The organism is Streptomyces sp. NPDC025833 (genome assembly GCF_055558055.1).
Genome location: NZ_JBVHNF010000024.1, coordinates 61,186 through 79,614, shown reverse-complemented (window position 1 = coordinate 79,614; position 18,429 = coordinate 61,186). Strand labels below are relative to the sequence as shown.

The window sequence follows — 18,429 nt, the reverse complement described above, 5'->3', positions numbered from 1 at the left end:
GGTGCCCGCGCCTGGACGCGCGGCGCCTCCGGCCACACCTCGTCGCCCTGCCAACCGCACTGCCGGTGCACGTACTTCGCGGTGAGCGGGCTGCCTGTCGCACGAGCCGACGGCGGGCGCCGGCGGCGTCCCGCGTGGGATCATCCGTCCATGAGCAGCGATCTGGAAGTAAGTGCTCTAGCGATCAACGTCACTATCCCGCAGGCGCTCCGCTGGACGGACACGCGGCGCGGTGAGGCGTTCACGCTGACCACACTCAACGTCCGGCTCCTCCCGAACGGCCACCTCGCCGTGAAGGCCTACGGCCGACCGGTCGGTGGCGGCCGGGGCGCGTACGTGTCGTTCCCCGTCCCCGACAAGCCCGAAATGGCGGCCCTGGTCTCGGACGCCGCCAGCCGTGCCGGGGCGCTGTGGGCCGCCCATCGCGGTCTCGACTGATCCCGGCTGGACTCCCCGGCCGACGGTGACAGCCCCGGGCCCCGTCCTCGCGGTGGGGCCCGGTCTCATGGCCGCCGTCGGGTGTCTGCCGGCCGGGGGAGCGGTGTGGGCCGGCGCGCGCTTCGCCGAGAGCGTCGAGGACGGCTTCGTGTACCCGCCCGGCGACCCGGTCTCACCGTCGCCCTCGGTGCCGCGCACGACCGGGGTGCCGGCCTTCCCCGGGCCCCGGCAGCCAACGCGATCCCCGCCGCGCTGAGGCGTGCGGTCGGCGGCGACACGGACCGCCCGCCCTGCCGGCCGTTCCGTGGCTGTCGCGGCTCGCCATCGGGGAGGAACTGCTCCGGTCGACCGTCGGCCTGCTCGCCGGGCACTGTGCCGACCGCGCCGGCCCGGGGCCGGGGCCCGCTCCGTCGGCTTCCGGCGGCCCGGTACGGGCGCCCCGGACCGGGGCGCGTCGGAGCGGCGAAGACGCCCGTGATGTTCGGACGCATGGGCCGAACAGCCCCCGGCCAGGGCCTGGCGGCCTGTGGCGCGGGGGCACGGGGGCGCGCACGCTGGGATCGGCAGCCCGTGAAGGGAGCAGGTGCGATGACCTCCGCCACCACCATCACCATGGCTCTTGAGCCGGCACACCGCGAACGGCTGATGCGCCTCGCCCGCGAGGTCTCCTTCGCGGCCGGGGCCCGCCTGTTCGAAGAAGGCCGGCGAGCCGACCGCTTCTGGATCGTGCGCACCGGCACCGTCGCCCTCGACCTGCATGTCCCCGGCCGCCGCTCCGCCGTCATCGAGACGCTCGGCAGCGGTGAACTGGTGGGCTGGTCCTGGCAGTTCCCGCCGTACCTCTGGCACCTCGGCGCCGAGACGATGAGCCCGGTGCGGGCCTGGGAGTTCGACGCCGCGGTGGTGCGGCTCATCTGCGCGGAGGACGCGGTGTTCGGGCGGGCCGTCGCGGTCTGGGTCGGCTGTGTGGTCGCTCAGCGGCTGCACGCCTCGCGCGTACGGCTGCTCGACCTCTACGCCCCGTACGGCAGCGGAAGCCTGGCCTGACCGCACGGGCGCCGGACGAGCCCGGGCATTCGAGGAGGCCGGCATGGACAGCAGCCCGCACCGGGTGGGTGACGTGATGACGCGCGCCGTCGTGGCGGTGGGCCGCGAGGCCCTGTTCAAGGACGTCGTCGAGCGCATGGTGCAGTGGCAGGTCGGTGCCCTTCCGGTGCTGGAGGGCGACGGCCGGGTGATCGGGGTGGTCTCCGAGGCCGATCTGCTGCCCAAGGAGGAGTTCCGGGACGCCGACCCGGACCGGCTCACCAGGCTGCGCCGGCTGCCCGACCTCGCCAAGGCCGGTGCCGTCTCGGCCGAGCAGCTGATGAGCACGCCGGCCGTCACCGTCCACGCGGACGCCACCCTCCCCGAGGCGGCGCGCATCATGGCGCTGCGCCACGTCAGACGACTGCCCGTCGTGAACGCGGAGGGCGTGCTCGAAGGGGTGGTCAGCCGGGGCGATCTGCTGAAGGTGTTCCTCCGCACGGACGGCGAACTCGCCGACGAGATCCGCCGCGACATCGTCGACGTCCTCTTCCCGGCCCCGGTCGAGCCCGTGCACGTCATGGTCACCGACGGTGTCGCGACCCTCACCGGGCGCGTCGACGACCCCGTGCGCATCCCACTGGCCGTCCGCCTGGTCGGGGGCGTGGAAGGCGTCGTGGACGTGGACTGCCGCCTGACGGCCGCCGACGCGGCCTGATCCGCGCGACGACCGCTGTCCGGGCTCGGCGGGGACGTCGGCAAGCGCATCCACGTCGGCGGCCAGGCAGGCGCGGCGGGGAGGACGGTCAGGTGGCCTGAGGTCATGCCGGGCCGGCGCGCCGCTCCGGCTGCCCGCGTGTCAGGCCGAGCCGGGCCCGCCAGGGGCCCGGCGACGGCCGAGCGGGAGGCGCTGCCACCCCCTCCGGGGCCCGGGGCGCTCATCCGCTCAGGCCGTGGGAACGGCCACTTCCGCGTGCTGGCCCACACCGAGGACCACCTTGAGCGCGCCGGTCTCGCCCGCCTTGGCGAAGATCTCGTACGCCTCCGCCATGGCGTCCAACGGGAAGGTGTGGGTGACCAGTTGCCGGGCCGGCAGCCGCCCGGCGGCGGCCATCCGCAGCAGGGTGGGCGTGGAGTAGGTGTCCACCAGACCGGTCGTGATCGTCACGTTCCTGCTCCAGAGGTCCTCCAGGTGCAGCGTGGCCGGCCTGCCGTGCACGCCGATGTTGGCCACACGCCCTCCGGGGCGGACCATGCGCGTGCAGAGCTCGAAGCTCTCCGGCACGCCGACCGCCTCCATCACCACGTCCGCCCCGAGCCCGTCGGTCAGGTCCGCGACCAGTTGTCCGGGAGCCTCGTCGACGTCCGCGACCGCGTCGGCACCGAGCCGGTGGGCGGCCTCCAGCCGGGCCGGAGCCATGTCGATCGAGATGATCCGCTCCGGTGCGAACAGGCGTGCCGTCGCGATCGCCGCGAGTCCGATGGGGCCGGCGCCGACGATGGCCACGGTGTCACCGGGCCGTACGCGTCCGTTGAGGACACCGACCTCGTAGGAGGTGGGGAAGATGTCCGCCAGCAGGACCGCGTCCGCGCCGGGGACGGTCGCGGGCAGCGGGTGCACGGAGAGGTCCGCGTAGGGCACACGGACGTACTCGGCCTGGGTGCCGTCGATCAGGTGGCCGAGGATCCAGCCCCCGCCGCCCCGGCACTGGCCGTAGGCGCCCTCCCGGCAGAAGCGGCACCGGCCGCAGGAGGTGATGCACGAGAGCAGCACCCGGTCACCGGGACGTACGGTGCGCACGTCGCCGCCCGCCTCGACGACCTCCCCGACCGCCTCGTGGCCCAGAACCGTCCCCGGGCGGACCTCGGGGACATCACCCTTGAGGATGTGCAGGTCGGTGCCGCAGATCGTCACCGCTCCGACCTTCACGATCGCGTCGGTGGGCTCCTTGACGGCCGGGTCCGGCACCTCCTCCCAGGAGGCGTCTGCGGGCCCGTGGAAGACGAAGCCTCTCATGGCGTTCCCCAGCCTTTCCGGTCTGCCGCGGGACCGGCGCTCCGGCGCGTGTGAAGAGGACGCGGTCCGGCTCCGGCGCGATGCCGGACATGTCCCGCCCTTTCAGGCTCCGTGGGACGCGGCCGTCCGCGCTTGGGCCGTCCGGCCCTCGAAGGCGACCGGACGGCGGCCACGCGGCCCCCACGCGTCCCCGGGGCGCCCGACGTGTCCTTCCGCCCCCGGCCGGTGCGTCAGGTGTGGGCGACGACCGCGACGGGGGCGGTGACGTGGTGCAACGCGGCATGGGTGACATGACCGATGCGCGCACCGAACGGGCCGGTGCGGACGCGGCGGCCGACGACCACCAGGGACGCGTCCCCGGACTCGCCCACGAGCACCTGCGCGGCACTGCCGCACCGGCTCGCCTCCCACACCTCGACGTCGGGAAACTTCTCCCGCCAGGGACGCAGCGCCCCGCTCAGGAGGGAGACCTGCCCGCGTTCGAGCGCGTCGTGGGACGCGGCGCCACCGGCGAAGCGCTGGAAGGGGGCCGGCGGCTCGGGCCGGGCGTGGACGGCACGCAGCGGTGACTCCCTGCGCGCGGCCGCGTCGAAGGCGAACTCCAGAAGCGTGTCGTCCGGGTGGTCCGTGTCCAGCCACAGTACGACGGGCCGGAAGGGCGCCGCCGCGGACGGCACCCCCGCCTGGTCGAACACGTGCTCGTCGGCGGCCTGTTCACCCGCCCGGACCAGCACCACGGGCCGCTCGGCGCCGGCCACGACGGCCAGGCTCACAGAGCCCACCACGAAGCCGCCGATCCTTCCGGAGCCCCGCGAGCCCAGGACCAGCATCTCGGCGGCACCCGCTGCCTCGCACAGGACGTCGGCCGCGGCCCCCTGGAGCTGCTCGGCGCTCACTTCGATCCCCGGATGACGCAGCCTGACACCGGCGGCGGATTCCCGGGTCAGCCGCTCGGACCAGCGACGGTAGGCCCCGGGATCCAGCAGCGGGGTCCGCGCCATGAACCTGGGTGCCGGCTCCCGGACGTACACGATCCGGAGAGGCAGGTCGCGCAGTACCGCCTCGCGTGCCGCCCACTCGACCGCGGCGCGGCTCTCGGGCGAGTCGTCGAGGCCCGCGATGACGGTTCGGGACATGGTCTCCACCTCCGGGCTGAGGCATCCACCCCCGGGCTGAGGCCGCTGCTCCCAGCGTGGCGCCGCCGCGCCCGCGGGATCAGGGGCCACACGGCCTCACGAGGGGCCGACCGACCCTCCGCGCGGTTCCGCGAGCCGGACGGGCCGCTGCGGGGGCCGGGCGGCCCTGGCGCGCTCCCTCCCCACCGGGACACCCTGGAGGAAGCCGGAGTCCCCGACGAGGCGCTTGTGGAGTCACCATGTACGGCACCCCGCACATCGTGAGCGACGTGATGACCCAGACCGTGGCCGCCGTCGCCCGACGGGCCCCGTTCAAGGAGATCGTGCAGCTGATGCAGGACCGGCGGATCAGCGCCCTGCCCGTGATAGAGGGCGAGGGACGGGTGGTGGGCGTGGTCTCCGAAGCGGACCTGCTGCCCAAGGAGGAACTGCGGGACGATCCCGGTGCGGGCTACGTCCGGCTGTTCCTGGCCGGCCACCGCGTGGAGCGCGCGGACACCGAGGCGTTCGCGGACGTCCTGCACCGCCCCGCCGGGGACCTCGAACCCCTTCCCGTCGAGACGTACCTGCCGCGTTCCGGCTCGGCCACGGCCCCCGAGGCGCGGTGAGCCCACGGCGGCCCGTGGCCGGGCTGCTCGTGGTCCTCTGACCCGGAACCGGTCGCACGGAGTGAGGAGTTGCCGCATGAAGGTCTCCGAGATGATGAGCGCTCCGCCGCTGTGCGTACCGCCCCACGCCTCCCTGGCAGAAGTGGCCCGCCGCATGTCCGAGCACGCGGTCGGGTCCGCCCTCGTCGCCGAGGGCGAAGTGCTGGACGGCATCGTCACCGACCGTGACCTCGCCGTGCGCGGCATGCGCGCCGACTCGGGCCCGGCGGCCCCGGTGGAGCGCGTCATGTCGGCACCCGTCGCCACCGTCGAGGCGGCCGACGACCTGGAGGTGGCCTACCGGACCTTCCGGCGCACGGGGGTCCGCCGGCTTGCGGTCACGGACGCGGGCCGGGTGGTCGGCGTACTGACGATCGACGACCTGTTCTGTGAGGTCTTCCGGCACCTCGCCGACCTGCTGGGTCCGGTCGCCTGGAGCGTGCTGCGGGAGCCGCCCGGGCCGAGCCCGGAGCCCGGAGCGCCGCACGGGCCGTGACCCGGCCCGGCCGGGAACCGCCGCGCCGCGCGAGGACGGCCGGCCGACGGGCGGTACGACGCACCACGCGGTGCTCCGGCGAGGCGCGCCCGGTGCGATCGCGCGCCCAGGATCAGGGCTGCCCGGAACGTACGATCACGACCGGGCAGTCGGCGTGCTGGGACACGTGCTGGCTGACGGAGCCGAGCAGGGCGCGCGCGAACCCTCCCCTTCCCCGGCTGCCGACGACCAGGACCTCGGCGCCTTCGGCGGCGCGCAGCAGGACGTCGGCGGGGTTGCCGTGCACCACACGGGTCCGCACCGAGCCGGCGGCATCCGCGCCGAGCACCTCGGCCAGTTCCCGGCCCATGTTCCGCCGTGTCTCCTCCTCGTCGACGTCCATGTCCACGGCGGGCCCCGACCAGCCGTACAGGCCCGGCAGCTCCCACACCGCCACCGCCTCCACGGTCCCGCCGACCAGACCCGCGAAACGCACGGCCCAGCGCAGGGCCTCGTACGAGGATTGCGACCCGTCGACACCGACCACCACCCGGTGCTCGGAGGCATCCTTGTCCATGCGTCCAACCTCTCCTCAGGTGTCCGTGCCGACAGGCCGGCCGGTCCGCCCCCGCTCCCCACGCTGCGGGACCCGTCGCCGTGCCGCCAGTGATGAGCAGCCGGCGGCATGACGGAGGCGTGCGTAGGACTACGCCGGGTGCACACCTCCCGCCCACGGCGGCCCCGTCGCGGATCCGCGCCCGCCGGCTCCCGCGTCACCGCGGCGACCGCGCCTCACTCCCGGTGCAGGACGACTTCGAGGGCGCCCGTGCCGGTGCCCTGGGCGAACACCTCGTAGGCGCGTGGTGGACGAGCGCTCGCACGGTGTTCGCTCCCTCGCTCCCCCCACCTCCACGGTCACCCCCGCGGTGCCCCCGGGCAACACGGCCACGCGCCAAACGGCGTGTCCCGTCGCCGGACGCGGTTTCCAGGGCCGGACACCGGTCCTGTGGGGACGTTCGGCCCTGTGGGCGTCGGCCACGGCGGCCGATCGTGGAAGGGCAGCCGGACGCGGAGGCGAGGAGACGGCGATGTCACACACGGGACAGTGGAAAGCGCGTCTCGACCTCTTCGAGGACGACGACGGAACGACGAAGGCACACCTGGTGCTGGACACCGGCACCACGGCGCTCACCGGACACGGAACCGCGCACTGCCATCCGGCGGACACGAACGTGCCGGAGATCGGCGACGAGCTGGCGGCGGGCAGGGCCCTGGTGGATCTCGCACACCAACTGCTGGAGACGGCCGAGCACGATGTCCGGGACATGGCCGCCAGACGGCCCGGCCCCCGTCGGCCCGCCGGTGAATGGGCGCGTACGGAGCCGTAGTTGCCGCGGGGCCTGCCGTGACCGCGCGGGTGCGCCCGGTGGCCGCGGACGGACGCGGGCCGGGCCGCGGGTACTGGTGAGGGGGCTGGGGCAGCCGGTCGTGCCGGTGTCGCGCGGGCGACTGCCCTCTCATAGAGCCGTGGGGGAGTGGGTGTCCCGGGCTGTACGGCGGATCCGGTGCGGGTGTGCCGGTCCGCCGGTGGCGGTCAGATGTCCTGGGGGGCGGCGGTGTGGGCCGCGGGAGGCGGCGTGTCGGGGCGCTTGGCGGCGTACTGGTCCGCGGTGACGGTCAGGGACTGCGCGACCTCGCGCAGGTAGGAGATGAGCCGCTCGGTCCCCTCCTGGTCGCCGTCGGGCGCCTGGGCGGTCTGCTCCCACCGCTGCTGCAGGAGCGCCTCGGCCTGCGCCCTGGCGGCCCGCACCATGTTGCGGGCCTGTGAGCGCGCCGCGGAGACGGTCTGCTCCGCCGACTGCTGGGCGCGCGCCTGCTGGAGCACGGCGTCCACGGTCGGCACGCCGGTGGGGCCGGTGCCGTCGCCGATGTTGTTCGCCCGGATCCAGTCCCGGTGGCGCTGCATGTCCGTGCGCAGCCGGTTGTTCTCCTCCGTCAGCGCGTTGAGGGCCGCCTCGCAGCGCCGCAGGACGTCGTGCACGGCGTCCTCGCTGTAGCCGCGCCGCGTCAGGGAGGCGCGGGGGAACGTCATCGACCGCAGTGCCTCGGGCGTCACCAGGTGCGCCTCCGGATGGTGTGGTCCCGTCTCGTTCACGTGTCTCCCATCATCGAGCGTTTTCGAAGTGCAGCAATTCGTGGGGGATACCGGCCTGTGCCAGATCGCGCACTGTCGCGGAGACCATGGCCGGCGAGCCGCAGACGTAGAAGGAGCGGTCGTTCCACATGGCCGCGCGCAGGACCGGGCCGGCCAGGCTGCGGTTGTCGAACGTGCCGGCGTCCGCGCCGACCAGCGGCGTGATGCGGAGCCACGGGTGGGCCCGGGCCAGTTGCCTCAGCACGGGAGTGTCGTAGAGGCCGTGGGTGTCGCGCGCCCCGACGAACAGGTCCACCTGGCGAGGCCGGCCGTGCTGGGCGACCTCCTCGACGAGGGCGCGCAGCGGGGCCAGTCCGGTGCCCCCGGCGATCAGCACCAGATCCCGTCCGCCCGACCGCCCGAGCGTCAGCCGGTCGCCGACCGGAGCCCCGAGCCGCAGCACGTCACCTTGGCGCAACCCGTACACCAGGGCCGGGCTGACCAGGCCGCCGTCGACGGCCCGCACGTGCAACTCGACGGTGCCGTCGGCGCGGGCCGCGTTGGCCGGGGTGAAGGCCCGCCAGGTGCTCGGCAGCATCGGGGCCTCCACCATCACGGACTGCCCGGCCATGTACGACATCGGCTGGTCCAGGCGCAGGGTGAGGACCGCGATGTCGAAGCCGCGCTGCTCGTGCCGCACCACCTCGCCGCGCCACCACGGCGGGTTGGCCATGCTGTCGGCCTCGGCGGCCTGGACCATGGTGCGGGCCACCAGGGTGTAGGCCTCGGTCCAGCCGCGCTGCAGTTCCGGCGTCCACGCGTCGCCCAGGAAGTAGGCCAGCGTGGCCAGCAGCGCCTGCCCCACCGCATCGTAGTGCTGTGCCACGACCTGGAACTTACGGTGGTCTCGCCCGAGTTGCTGGAGGTACGGGACGAGCCGGTCGGGGTCGTCGGCCTCCGCGACGATCCGGCCGAGGGCGGACACGAGCCGATCGCGCTGTGCCCCCATGGACACGGGGAACATCGGCCGGACCTCCGGCGCGATGATGAACAGGTAGGAGTAGAAGTACCGCGGTACCTCGTCCCCCGACTTGCCGACCAGGGCGAAGGAATCTCTCAGCGCCTGTGAATCGCTCACGTCCGCCCTCCAGTGGTTGACATCAACGGGGTGACCTCCAGGAACAGTCGGGAGCCCGTGGGCGGCTCGTCAGCGACGAGCCGCCGGCGGCCTCGTCAACTCGCGGTGACCGGGCCGGCCGAGATCATGGTGCTGCTGATCACGTCGTAGAGCGCCGTCCACGCCTTCTCGGCGTCCGGTGTCCACGCCTCGCCCGCGTAGTGGCGCAAGGTGGCGATCAGGCTGGCCCCCACGGCCGGGTAGTGCTCGGGCAGCGCCCCGTACCCCACGTGGCGACGCCCCAGGTTGTGCAGCATCTCGGACAGCGCGTCCGCGTTCTCCAGGTTGGCGACCAGGGCACCCAGCGCCGCCCACAGGCGGTCGCGCTGCTCGTCGAGGTGCGGGGCGAACAGGTGGCGCACATCTGGGTGGCGGGCGAACAGATGGTCGTAGAAGTAGGCGGTCACTTGGAGACCGTGGGGCTGAACAGCCGCGAAGCTGCTCCGGATGAGTGAGAGGTCTGCGATCACGGCGGCCGACTGTAGCCACAGGCTTGCTAATCGAACAAGTTGGGGCCGGGATGCAACCGTTCTGTTGGTGACCGTCTGCTTTCTCCCGCATTCCCGACACACGTCTGACATTTCATCCGGGAATTTCGACGACTGTGCGGTTTGCGGAGTGACGGCGGGCGGAGCGCGGTGTGTTCGCTGGTGGGGGCGAGTCGGTCCGCCGCCGGCCGGTGGTCGAGCCTGGCCGGCGAACCCTCCTGCGAGACTGCTCCCAGGGGGATTCGGACGACTTCGGAGGCGGGAGAGTCCGGATCGCGCCCGGCCGGTCGAAAACCGGTGCGTGGCCGTCTCGTGGGTAGCTCATAGTGAACGCATACTTCCGAGCTACTCAGAATGGACGGCCGTTGTTGTGACGACCGCGTACAGCGAACCCCGTGCCGAGCGGGTCCCCGGGCGCGCCTGGACGATCCGGCTCACCGGGCACCGCGACCACACCGCCACCCTTTCCTGCAGCCGGGAAGGCTGCAGGATGCCGCCGCGCACCCGGGACCTCCCCGCCCTGCGGGCCTTCGCCGTCCGGCACGCCGCCGCTCACGCGAAGGCGGCCACCGTCCGCCCCAACGCGTTCTGCCACTGCGGTTCCCAGCAGTGCTCCGCGCACCCGGGCACGGTCCACTGCGCCGGCACGGTGGTGCTGATCCTGCGGCACGACCCGAGTGTGGGCCAGGTCTGGAGCGTGGAAGAGGTCTGCGCGGCGTGCGCACCGCTGATCCCGAACGCCACCGTCGTCGCCCGTGCCGAGCGGGTGCACCGCACCGTCGAGCAGTCGGCACCGCCGGTCCCGGTGCCCGCGCTGCCGGGGGTCCCCGGCGGTTTCTCCTCTCCCGCCGCGGCGGGAGCCGAGGAGGAGCGCCCCGCGCCCGCGCGACGGTCCGGACGGCCCCCTCAGCGCGGCCGGCGTCCGGGCCGACGCTGAACCCCGGCGCGTCCCGGCGTACGCCGTCCGTGTTCCGCGACGCCCCTCGATCCACGCCCCTTGGCCTACCGCTCCCCGCAGGGCTCGCGCCCGCCCGGCGTCACACCCCCGGGGCCGCGGGCGCGCAGGCCCGCCCGGCTCCCGCGGGACCCGGTCCCGGCTCAGCCCGCCGGCCCTCGGGCCGGACGAAGTCCTCGACTTCAGGCCGTTCTCGGCGCGCTGCCGCCGTCTCCGCCGAGGGAGGGCGGCCGGGCCCGCCCGTGTCCCCAGGCCTCCGCGGGATCGTCGGCCGTCTGCCGATCCGGTCCCGGCGCGCCCCGGCCGGACTTGTCAGTCGGCGTGGGCCTCGGTCGGGGTGTCGTCGGTGAGGAGGTCGTAGGTACCCGTCAGCTCCAGCAGGCGCGTGAGCTGGGGCTGGAGGCCGGTGACGGAGAGGAGGGCGCCATCGGCGTCCGCGCGCTGGCGCAGGCGCATCAGGAGGGTCAGCCCGCTGGAGTCCATGAAGGGCACGTCCGTCAGATCGAGGCTGAGCGGTTTGCCGCTCCTCGGGATGCCGGCCGCGGTGTGCGCCAGCCGGGGGGAGGTGTGCAGGTCCATCTCTCCGCTGACGGTGATCACAGTACGGTCGATGTGCTGCTGGGTGACGACGGTGAAGTCGCTCATTCGGTTCGCCCCTCGCATTCACGGGGTCGAGCCCATCACGCCCTCCACGCGGGAGGGGCGCCAAGAACGCGACATGGGGCCGCGTACAGCCGAGCGAGACAAACCCGCACCGCGCCCCGGTCACCGGGGTGGTGATCTCCGAAGGCCGCGCGGGGCCTCTCACCAGACCAGGCTGGTATTGCTCCGAGCGTCGCACAGGCAGGACGGCCGGCACCAGTCGCCGGAGCACTCCGGCGTCCGGGGCCCGGGGGCGTTCCGGACGACGGTCCGAGCGCGGGGGCGAGAGGTCGCGGGGCGCCGAGCGGCTCGGCTCGGGTCCCGGCCGGTCGGAGCGGGCGGTCCGCCGTTCCGGCCGGACGGAGAATTCACCAGGTGTTGTTCTGCCGGAGCCGGGTACACGCGGCGACGTGAAACCCATTTCGAAGGCGGTTGCCCGGTATTCAGTGCCCGCGGGCGAGGAGTGCGTCACGCTGGCCGAGCAGGCGATGCGGACCACGGTGGCCCTGGACGGAGACGGTGCGGTCATCGCCCAGGCCCGTCAGCTGGCCACCGCCTTCCTCACCCGCATCCAGGCCGATCAAGGGCTGCCCGTCTCGCAGCGTGCCATGGACCTCACCCGGCTGGTGGTGAGCGAGCTGGTCACCAACGCCCGCAAGTACGCCCCCGGCCTCGTACTGCTGGACCTGCGTGTCCTCGGCGACGTGATCGAGATCGGGGTGTGGGACTCCGACCCGGTACTGCCCGTCGCCCGCGCCGCCGACGTCGGCCGGGTCGGCCAGCACGGTCTGGAGATCGTGATGGCGGTCGCCCAGGGCTTCGAAGCGCGGCGCGAGCCGGTCGGCAAGCGCATCACCGCCCGCATCGCCCTGGCCGACGACCCCGGCGGCGCCGTCAGCGGACGCCTGCCCCTGTAGAACGGCCGTCGGCGCGACGTGGCCGGTTCCCGTTCACCGGTCGCAGTCGAGCTGTGCGTCGATCGACGCCGCGGTCGCGGGACCGTCAGCGGTCCAGAACTCGCCGGAGCGCAGGTGCGCGCCGGTGATCTCCCGCAACGGCAGGACGTCGCCGCGACCATCGCCCGAGGCGTCGGTGTAGCCGACGTCGAGGTTGCGTGGCACGTGCGTCGGCCGAGGGGTGTGGCGGGCGAACCCCTCTCCCGTCCACAGCTCCACGAATCCGTCCTTCACCCGGTTCGTCCCGAGTCCGGATGCCGACCACACCGCCGGCACCGACTCGTCGGGCCGGTCGAAGTCGTACACCTGGACCCGCACCAACCGGTCCGACGGGCACAGCGGGATCTTCACGGTGATGGACCCGCCGCCGGCGCGGGCACCGAACAGTACCGGGTCGGCGGGGTCGGAGGGCACGAGGCCGCAGCCCGCCCCGGCCCCGAGGATGCCAAGGGCGAGAGGCAGGACGAGCCCTCGGTGAACTCGTTTCGCGACGGTCAACGGTGACTCCCTCTCTGCGCCGACGGACGGAGCGGTCGCGCCGTCTGCCCCGCCGTGTCAGCTTCGGCCTTGTTCCCGGTGGCCTTCCTGCGCCGCGGCGGGGTCGCCTGCCGGATCTCCTCGGTTGCCGCGCGGAAGGCGGGTGCGGCCTGCCGGAAGTAGTCCAAGAGGAGCTCGCGTTGCTCGGGGGTGTAGCGGGCCAGCACCTCGGCGACGCGGCGGCGGGCGGGCTCCACCACTTCCTGCAAGCGGTCGAGCGCCCCCGGCACCGTCCCCGCCGCCGACAGGTGAGCACGGGCACCCTGGCCCGTCGGCCGGGTCAACAGGTCGCGGTCCGGCGGGCGTTGGTGATCCGCGGCCTGGCGAGGGTGATGGCGACCCGGCCAAGGCGCTGGCACGCGCCCGACGTCGGCATCGGCGCCGCGCCGTTCTGGGCGACCTCCTGCCCGGAAGCGGCACTCCACGCGTCACGCGCCTCTGACCTGCTGGTACTGGCCGAGGAAGTCCGGCCTGCCGTGCCGTACCCGCCAGAGGAACAGGCCGGGGTTCAGATCCACCGTGCCGGTCGAGGCGTCGAAGGAGAAGGTGCGGGTGATGCCCCGGTAGGACATCGACCGCAGCCGGTGGGCCAGGGCGCCCGGGTCCACCGGGCCCGTCCCGGACGCGGTGAGGCCGTGGGCCACGAGACCGAGGGCGTCGTAGGCTTCGGCCGCACCGGCCGGGACGCTCCGCACGCCGTACCGCCCGGTGAAGGCCCGTGCGAACGCCTTGGCCGAGGCCAGGCGCGCCGGGTCCACCCAGGTCGACGCGAACACCCAGCCCTCGGCCGCGGCACCGGCCGCGGACAGGAACGCAGGGTCGAGGACCGGCTGGGCCGCCGCGGCCGTGCCGGTGAAACCGGCCGCCCGCAGCGCCCGGGCGCAGGCCGCGGCCCGGTGCGGTGAGTTCCCGCAGTAGACGACCGCCTGGGCGCGGGCGGCGAGCGCGGCGGCGACGGCGGGGCGGAAGTCGTCGCTGCCGGCGGCGACCGTCCGGGTGACGACCGAGCCGTGGGCCGGGGCGTTGTTCCGCAGCGGCTTGGCGACCCACCAGCTGAAGGCCGGGTCCGCCTTGTCCTCGATCAGGGTCCAGCGGCCGGTCGGCCGGATGCCGGTCAGGTAGCGGAACAGGGGAGTGGCGATCGCGACGTCGGCAGGCCGGAGCTGGAACACGGTCGGATGGCTGATCGACACGGTGTCGTACAGGTCGGTGGAGCCGGCCCAGGCGGTCACCATCGGCAGCGACGCCCGTGTGTAGACGTCGCGGGCGGCGAGCGCGGTGGCGTCCGAGGACGGGCCGATGACCGCGCACACCCGGCCGTCGGCGGCGATGCGCCGGGCCACCGCCTGGGAGCGGGCGGCCTGCCCGCGGTCGTCGTGCACCTGGAGCGCGAGGCCGAACGTGCGGTCCGTGCGCGCGTTGTGCTGCGCGACGGCGAGCCGGACGGCCTGCTCGATCCCCACGCCCACGGCTTTGCCGGGGCCGCTGAGATCGGCATGGACGGCGAGCGTACGGGTGGGGACGGCAGGGGTGCGCCCGGTGGGGCGGGTGGTGGCGTACCAGGCGGCGCCGCCCGCCAGGACGCCGGCCGCCGAGGTGCCCAGCAGCAGGAAGCGGCGCCGGGTCGGTTCGGCCGACGACGTCGGCGGTTCCGGCCCCTCCGGTACCGTCCGTTCCGGTTCGGGCAGGTCCAGGACCCGCGCGGAGCGTTCGGCGATGAGGGCGGGCAGGCCGGGCGGCAGCCAGCCGTCGGTGCCGAAGTCACCCAGTGCCGTGCGGAGTTCCGGGACCGTGGGGCGGTCGGCGGGGTCCTTCGCCAGGCACTCCGCGATCAGCGCGCGCAGGGAGGCGTCGGGGACCCCGGAGAGGTCCGGGGCCTCGTGGATCGTACGGAAGATCACCGCCGCCGCCACACCCCTGCCGAACGGCGCCCGCCCCGAGGCCGCGTAGGCCAGCAGACAGCCCAGCGAGAACACATCGCTCGGCGGCCCCGCTTCACCGCCCCGGGCCCGCGCCTGCTCGGGCGAGAGGTAACCGGGCGTGCCGATGACCGCGTCGGTCCGGGTCAGAGCGGTCGCGCCGCCCGTCCGGGCGATGCCGAAGTCGATCAGCCGGGGCCCGTTCAGCGCGAGCAGCACATTGCCGGGCTTGATGTCGCGGTGGACGAGCCCGGCCGCGTGCACGGCGGCGAGCGCCTCGGTGAGCCGGGCGCCCAGCGCGCGCACGGTGTCCGGCGGCAACGGGCCGTGCCCGGCCACGATTTCGCCGAGCGAGGGGCCGGGCACGAAGCCGGTGGCGAGCCACGGCTGGGCCGCCTCCGGGTCGGCGGCCAGCACGGGTACCGTCCAGCGCCCGTCGATCCGGGCCGCCGCCTCCGCCTCCCGCCGGAACCGCGCCCGGAACCCGGGGTCGGCGGCGTGCTCGGCGCGGATCACCTTCACGGCGGCCAGCGCGCCGCCCGGGGACCGGGCGAGATAGACCACGCCCATGCCCCCGGCCCCGATCCGGGCGAGCAGCCGGTACCCGCCGACGGACTCCGGGTCGCCCGCGGTCAGCGGACGCACCGTCAGCCTGCCTTCAGCGGAACGGCCTTGTCCGGCGCCGGGCCCAGGTAGTCGAAGGCGCCGTCACGGACCTGGTGGACGAAGCTGGCGGGCGTGGCCAGCATGGGCGTGCCCACCGTCTTCGAGTCGAAGACGAAGTCCCTCGTGATCCCGCGGTACTTCACTTTCTGGAGCGGCGCGATCAGCGACTTGCGGGCCGGCCGCGCGCTCCCGGCCGCCGTGAGCCGCCCGATCAGCAGGTTCGCCGCGTCGTACCCCTCGGCGGCCCAGAAGCCGGGTGGGTGGCCGTGGCGGGCGCGGAACGCCTCGGCGAAGCGGCGGACCCCGACCGCGCCGGGGCCGATGGCGCTGGCCAGCACCGTCCAGCCCGCGGCGGCCGGTTCGGCGGCGAACCGGGCGTCGAGGGCGGGCTCCGCCGCGTACCTGGGTCCGGTGAAACCGGCCAGGCCGCGGGCCGCTCGGATCGCGCCGTCCAGCGGGCCCGCGTACACGAAGGCCCGGATGCCCGCGGAGCGCATCTCGTCAAGGACGGGCCGCAGGTCCCTCGTCCCGGGCGGCACGACCCGGGGGTGCGTGGTGCGGTCGTACGTCCGGACGAGGGCGTTGGCCATCTGGACGGTCATCCAGGACAGGTCGCCACCGCTGCGGTCCATCAGGAGGCCGACGGGTGCCGCCGCGCTCGTCGCCGCCCAGTGGAACACCAGCTTCATCGCGACCGCGTTGTGCAACGGTCGGCCGCGCACGAAGGAGCGGACGTTCCGGTACAGGTTCTGCCCGGCGGACATGGTGAGCACCGGCAGCAGCGCGGCGTCGTAGACGGCGAGCGCGGCCCTCGTCGTCAGGTCGGTACTGGACCCGATCACCGCCAGCACGCCGTCGTCGTCGGCCAGCCGGCGTGCCGCTGCGGGTGCGCGGTCGGGGCTGCCGCCGTCGTCCGCGCTGCGCAGGTGCAGCGTGAACGGCCTGTCGCGGCGTGCGTTGAACTGCTCGACGGCGAGCTGGGCGCCCTGGAGCTGGGCCTGCCCGGCCGCCTTCCCCGGGCCGCTGAGGTCGGCCTGCACCCCGATCGCCCGCGCGGGCGCGGCCGGCTTCGCCGGCCCGCCGCTCCGGCCGCGCAGCGCCGCCCAGGCCGCCGCCCCGCCGCCGACGGCGAGCGCGGCGGCCCCGGTGAACGCGGCGGTGAACAGGGAGCGGCGGGACGGTCCGGTGGCGGCCGGCGGCTCGGCTCGGGTGGCCTCGATCTCGGGCAGGGCGAGCATCCGCGCCGACCGCTCGGCGACCATCCGGACCATGTCCGGGGGCAGCCAGTCCGCGGTGCCCGACGGCACGTCCTCGACCAGCGCCGCGTCCAGTTCGGCGGGCGTGGGCCGGTCCGCGGGGTCCTTGGCGAGGCACCGCAGCAGGACGTCGGCCAGCTCCGGCTCCACCCCGCCCAGGTCGGGGTCGTCGTGCACGGTCCGGTACAGCAGCGCGTCGGCCGCCCCGGCACCGAACGGCAGACGTCCCGTCGCCGCGTACGCCAGCACACAGCCCAGCGAGAAGACATCGCTCGCCGGCGACAGCGACGTGCCGCCGGCCGCCTGCTCGGGGGAGAGGAAGCCGGGCGTCCCGATCACGAGACCGGTGGAGGTGAGGGCCGTGTCGTGCGGGGCCCTGGCGATGCCGAAGTCGATCAGCCGCGGCCCGTCGGCGGCCAGCAGGATGTTGCCCGGCTTGACATCGCGGTGCACCAGGCCGGTCGCGTGCACGGCGGTCAGCGCCCGTGCCAGCAGCTTGCCCAGCACCCGTACCGCCCGCGGCGGCAGCGGACCGAGCGTGCCGACCGCCTCGGCGAGGGAGGGGCCCGGCTCGAACGCGGTGGCCAGCCACGGCTGTCCGGCCTCCGGGTCGGCTCCGGTAACCTTCACCACCCACGGACTGTCCACCCCCCGCGCGGCCCGCACCTCGCGGCGGAACCGGGCGCGGAACTCCTCGTCCTCTCCGTAGGCGGCCTGGATCACCTTGACGGCGGCGAGCGCCCCCGACTCCGTCCGGCCCAGGTAGACGACGCCCATCCCGCCCTCGCCGAGCCGGGCGAGCAGCCGGTGGCCACCGACGAAAGCCGGGTCGGACGGCCGCAGCGTACGGTCGGTCACCTCATCGCTCCCAGTGTGTCGCGCACCTTCGTCTCCATGTCCGCCACCGCCTGCGCCGCCACCGTCATCAGGTCGCCCTGGGCGAGTCCCCGGCCGCCCTGGACCGCGACGGCGATGGTGACGGGACCGAGCCGCACCTGGTACCAGGCGTAGGTCAGCGGGCCCCGGCCGAGGGCGGGATTGACGTACTCGCCCAGCTCCATCACCACGTCGTCGGCGGCCAGGTTGTCGTTGGTGCCGTAGCCGGAGCCGACCGAGTTCAGTCCGGAGATCCGCTCGGCAGCGCGCAGTTGCTGGTCGGGACAGCGCAGCGCCTCCTCCAGGGTCCCGGCGATCTCCCAGTCGGCCTGCGCGACGGTGCGGTGCACGGTGACGGTCGCCGTGGTGTGGACCTCGCCCTTCCCGCCGGCCGCAGGCAGCCTGCTGTACCGGCTGAGGCTGCCCAGTACGTCGCGGGGGAGCGGCTGCTGCCGCCAGACACAACCGGTGTCGAGCACCGGCCAGTCGCCCGGGTCGCTCTCGTACGGGGTGCGCCGCACGTAGCCGGGGCCGAAGCCTTCCGGGCCGACGGTGACGGTCCGGAGCCACTCCAGCGCGGCCGGCCTGGTCCTCGGCAGCCGTGCGGGGTCGGCCCGGAAGGGCGACCTGCCTCCGCCGCCGGCGGGCACGGCGTCGCCCCCGCCACCGGCGGGCGCGGACACGGTGGTGGACGCGGCCGGGCTCGTCGTGGCCGTCGCGCCGGATCCGTGGCCGCCGCCGGAACATCCCGCGAGCAGCACCCCGCAGACGGCCAGCGCGGCGCCGGTGCGCCCACCCCGCCGTCTCCCCCCTGTGTGTCCCACTGTTCTCCGTTCCGCTTCGACCGACTCGCCCGTACCGCACCGAAGTCGACCACCTGGACAGCCCGTGCCCGTCATCGGGCGGGAGCCGCCGGGGTGGTGGACCGTCGGCGTCCGCACGCCGGTGTGAACAGGTAACTCCGCACCTGTACAGGGTCGTTCAGCGTATCCGTCCGGTTCCACGGCCGAGACATTCCCCGGCCCGCGTCCCCTGATACACCGCACCGGCCGCCGTGGCCGCGTCGAAGCCGAAGGCTGCGGAA

19 protein-coding genes and 1 pseudogene are annotated in these 18,429 nt (G+C 74.4%); 8 read left to right on the top strand and 12 right to left on the bottom strand.

Features of this window, described 5'->3' with window-relative positions; genetic code table 11:
- Positions 1-150 precede the first annotated feature (150 nt).
- The 3 genes from ACZ4K2_RS33450 to ACZ4K2_RS33440 all read left to right on the top strand — a co-directional run bounded on the left by ACZ4K2_RS33450 (position 151) and on the right by ACZ4K2_RS33440 (position 2,182).
- Positions 151-438, top strand: coding sequence for a hypothetical protein (locus tag ACZ4K2_RS33450; protein WP_467479303.1), 288 nt, complete (start codon positions 151-153; stop codon positions 436-438).
- Between the two features lie 588 nt (positions 439-1,026).
- Positions 1,027-1,485, top strand: coding sequence for a cyclic nucleotide-binding domain-containing protein (locus ACZ4K2_RS33445; protein ID WP_467479304.1), 459 nt, complete (start codon positions 1,027-1,029; stop codon positions 1,483-1,485).
- A 43-nt stretch (positions 1,486-1,528) separates the two neighbouring features.
- Positions 1,529-2,182: a CBS domain-containing protein gene (locus ACZ4K2_RS33440; RefSeq protein ID WP_467479305.1), complete on the top strand. Its 654-nt coding sequence runs from the start codon at positions 1,529-1,531 to the stop codon at positions 2,180-2,182.
- A gap of 228 nt (positions 2,183-2,410) precedes the next feature.
- Here the strand turns inward: ACZ4K2_RS33440 and ACZ4K2_RS33435 are convergent, their stop codons facing one another.
- Positions 2,411-3,481 carry a zinc-dependent alcohol dehydrogenase family protein gene (locus ACZ4K2_RS33435; protein WP_467479306.1) on the bottom strand — a complete coding sequence of 357 codons (1,071 nt, stop codon included), beginning with the start codon at positions 3,479-3,481 and terminating at the stop codon, positions 2,411-2,413.
- A gap of 230 nt (positions 3,482-3,711) precedes the next feature.
- Positions 3,712-4,617 carry a universal stress protein gene (locus ACZ4K2_RS33430; protein WP_467479307.1) on the bottom strand — a complete coding sequence of 302 codons (906 nt, stop codon included), beginning with the start codon at positions 4,615-4,617 and terminating at the stop codon, positions 3,712-3,714.
- Positions 4,618-4,856: 239 nt separating this feature from the next.
- Between ACZ4K2_RS33430 and ACZ4K2_RS33425 the strand changes: the two are divergent.
- Positions 4,857-5,061: pseudogene (locus tag ACZ4K2_RS33425) on the top strand (CBS domain-containing protein); the annotation flags it as partial.
- Between the two features lie 240 nt (positions 5,062-5,301).
- Positions 5,302-5,760, top strand: a complete 459-nt coding sequence (locus ACZ4K2_RS33420; RefSeq protein WP_467479308.1) for a CBS domain-containing protein — start codon at positions 5,302-5,304, stop codon at positions 5,758-5,760.
- Positions 5,761-5,872: 112 nt separating this feature from the next.
- On the opposite strand, the gene ACZ4K2_RS33415 is transcribed toward ACZ4K2_RS33420, so the two are convergent.
- Complete coding sequence (locus ACZ4K2_RS33415) at positions 5,873-6,316, bottom strand: universal stress protein (RefSeq protein WP_467479310.1); 444 nt, start codon at positions 6,314-6,316, stop codon at positions 5,873-5,875.
- 511 nt (positions 6,317-6,827) lie between these two features.
- Between ACZ4K2_RS33415 and ACZ4K2_RS33410 the strand changes: the two genes are divergently transcribed.
- Entirely contained in the window at positions 6,828-7,127 is a 300-nt protein-coding gene (locus tag ACZ4K2_RS33410) for a DUF1876 domain-containing protein (protein WP_467479312.1), read from the top strand.
- A 206-nt stretch (positions 7,128-7,333) separates the two neighbouring features.
- Here ACZ4K2_RS33410 and ACZ4K2_RS33405 read toward each other — a convergent pair whose 3' ends face one another.
- The 3 genes from ACZ4K2_RS33405 to ACZ4K2_RS33395 all read right to left on the bottom strand — a co-directional run bounded on the left by ACZ4K2_RS33405 (position 7,334) and on the right by ACZ4K2_RS33395 (position 9,457).
- Positions 7,334-7,894: a DivIVA domain-containing protein gene (locus ACZ4K2_RS33405; protein ID WP_467479314.1), complete on the bottom strand. Its 561-nt coding sequence runs from the start codon at positions 7,892-7,894 to the stop codon at positions 7,334-7,336.
- A 10-nt stretch (positions 7,895-7,904) separates the two neighbouring features.
- Entirely contained in the window at positions 7,905-9,011 is a 1,107-nt protein-coding gene (locus ACZ4K2_RS33400) for a globin domain-containing protein (RefSeq protein WP_467479316.1), read from the bottom strand.
- A gap of 95 nt (positions 9,012-9,106) precedes the next feature.
- Positions 9,107-9,457 carry a globin domain-containing protein gene (locus tag ACZ4K2_RS33395; protein WP_467479318.1) on the bottom strand — a complete coding sequence of 117 codons (351 nt, stop codon included), beginning with the start codon at positions 9,455-9,457 and terminating at the stop codon, positions 9,107-9,109.
- A gap of 451 nt (positions 9,458-9,908) precedes the next feature.
- Here ACZ4K2_RS33395 and ACZ4K2_RS33390 point away from each other — a divergent pair, with 451 nt between their 5' ends.
- A complete protein-coding gene (locus ACZ4K2_RS33390; protein ID WP_467479320.1) occupies positions 9,909-10,475 on the top strand; it encodes a hypothetical protein in 567 nt (188 codons plus the stop codon).
- Positions 10,476-10,805: 330 nt separating this feature from the next.
- On the opposite strand, the gene ACZ4K2_RS33385 is transcribed toward ACZ4K2_RS33390, so the two are convergent.
- Positions 10,806-11,138: an STAS domain-containing protein gene (locus ACZ4K2_RS33385; protein WP_467479322.1), complete on the bottom strand. Its 333-nt coding sequence runs from the start codon at positions 11,136-11,138 to the stop codon at positions 10,806-10,808.
- Positions 11,139-11,623: 485 nt separating this feature from the next.
- Between ACZ4K2_RS33385 and ACZ4K2_RS33380 the strand changes: the two genes are divergently transcribed.
- Positions 11,624-12,052 (top strand): ATP-binding protein, encoded by a 429-nt coding sequence (locus tag ACZ4K2_RS33380; RefSeq protein WP_467479396.1) that lies wholly within the window; start codon positions 11,624-11,626, stop codon positions 12,050-12,052.
- 33 nt (positions 12,053-12,085) lie between these two features.
- Here the strand turns inward: ACZ4K2_RS33380 and ACZ4K2_RS33375 are convergent, their stop codons facing one another.
- The 5 genes from ACZ4K2_RS33375 to ACZ4K2_RS33355 all read right to left on the bottom strand — a co-directional run bounded on the left by ACZ4K2_RS33375 (position 12,086) and on the right by ACZ4K2_RS33355 (position 18,169).
- Positions 12,086-12,589 carry a hypothetical protein gene (locus ACZ4K2_RS33375; protein WP_467479324.1) on the bottom strand — a complete coding sequence of 168 codons (504 nt, stop codon included), beginning with the start codon at positions 12,587-12,589 and terminating at the stop codon, positions 12,086-12,088.
- Complete coding sequence (locus tag ACZ4K2_RS33370; RefSeq protein ID WP_467479325.1) at positions 12,586-12,912, bottom strand: hypothetical protein; 327 nt, start codon at positions 12,910-12,912, stop codon at positions 12,586-12,588. The genes ACZ4K2_RS33375 and ACZ4K2_RS33370 overlap by 4 nt, the downstream gene beginning before the upstream one ends.
- A gap of 144 nt (positions 12,913-13,056) precedes the next feature.
- Complete coding sequence (locus tag ACZ4K2_RS33365) at positions 13,057-15,192, bottom strand: bifunctional serine/threonine-protein kinase/ABC transporter substrate-binding protein (protein WP_467479327.1); 2,136 nt, start codon at positions 15,190-15,192, stop codon at positions 13,057-13,059.
- Between the two features lie 2 nt (positions 15,193-15,194).
- Complete coding sequence (locus ACZ4K2_RS33360; RefSeq protein ID WP_467479329.1) at positions 15,195-17,327, bottom strand: bifunctional serine/threonine-protein kinase/ABC transporter substrate-binding protein; 2,133 nt, start codon at positions 17,325-17,327, stop codon at positions 15,195-15,197.
- Positions 17,324-18,169, bottom strand: coding sequence for a hypothetical protein (locus ACZ4K2_RS33355; RefSeq protein ID WP_467479330.1), 846 nt, complete (start codon positions 18,167-18,169; stop codon positions 17,324-17,326). Before ACZ4K2_RS33355 ends, ACZ4K2_RS33360 begins: the two co-directional genes overlap by 4 nt.
- Between the last annotated feature and the right edge of the window lie 260 nt (positions 18,170-18,429).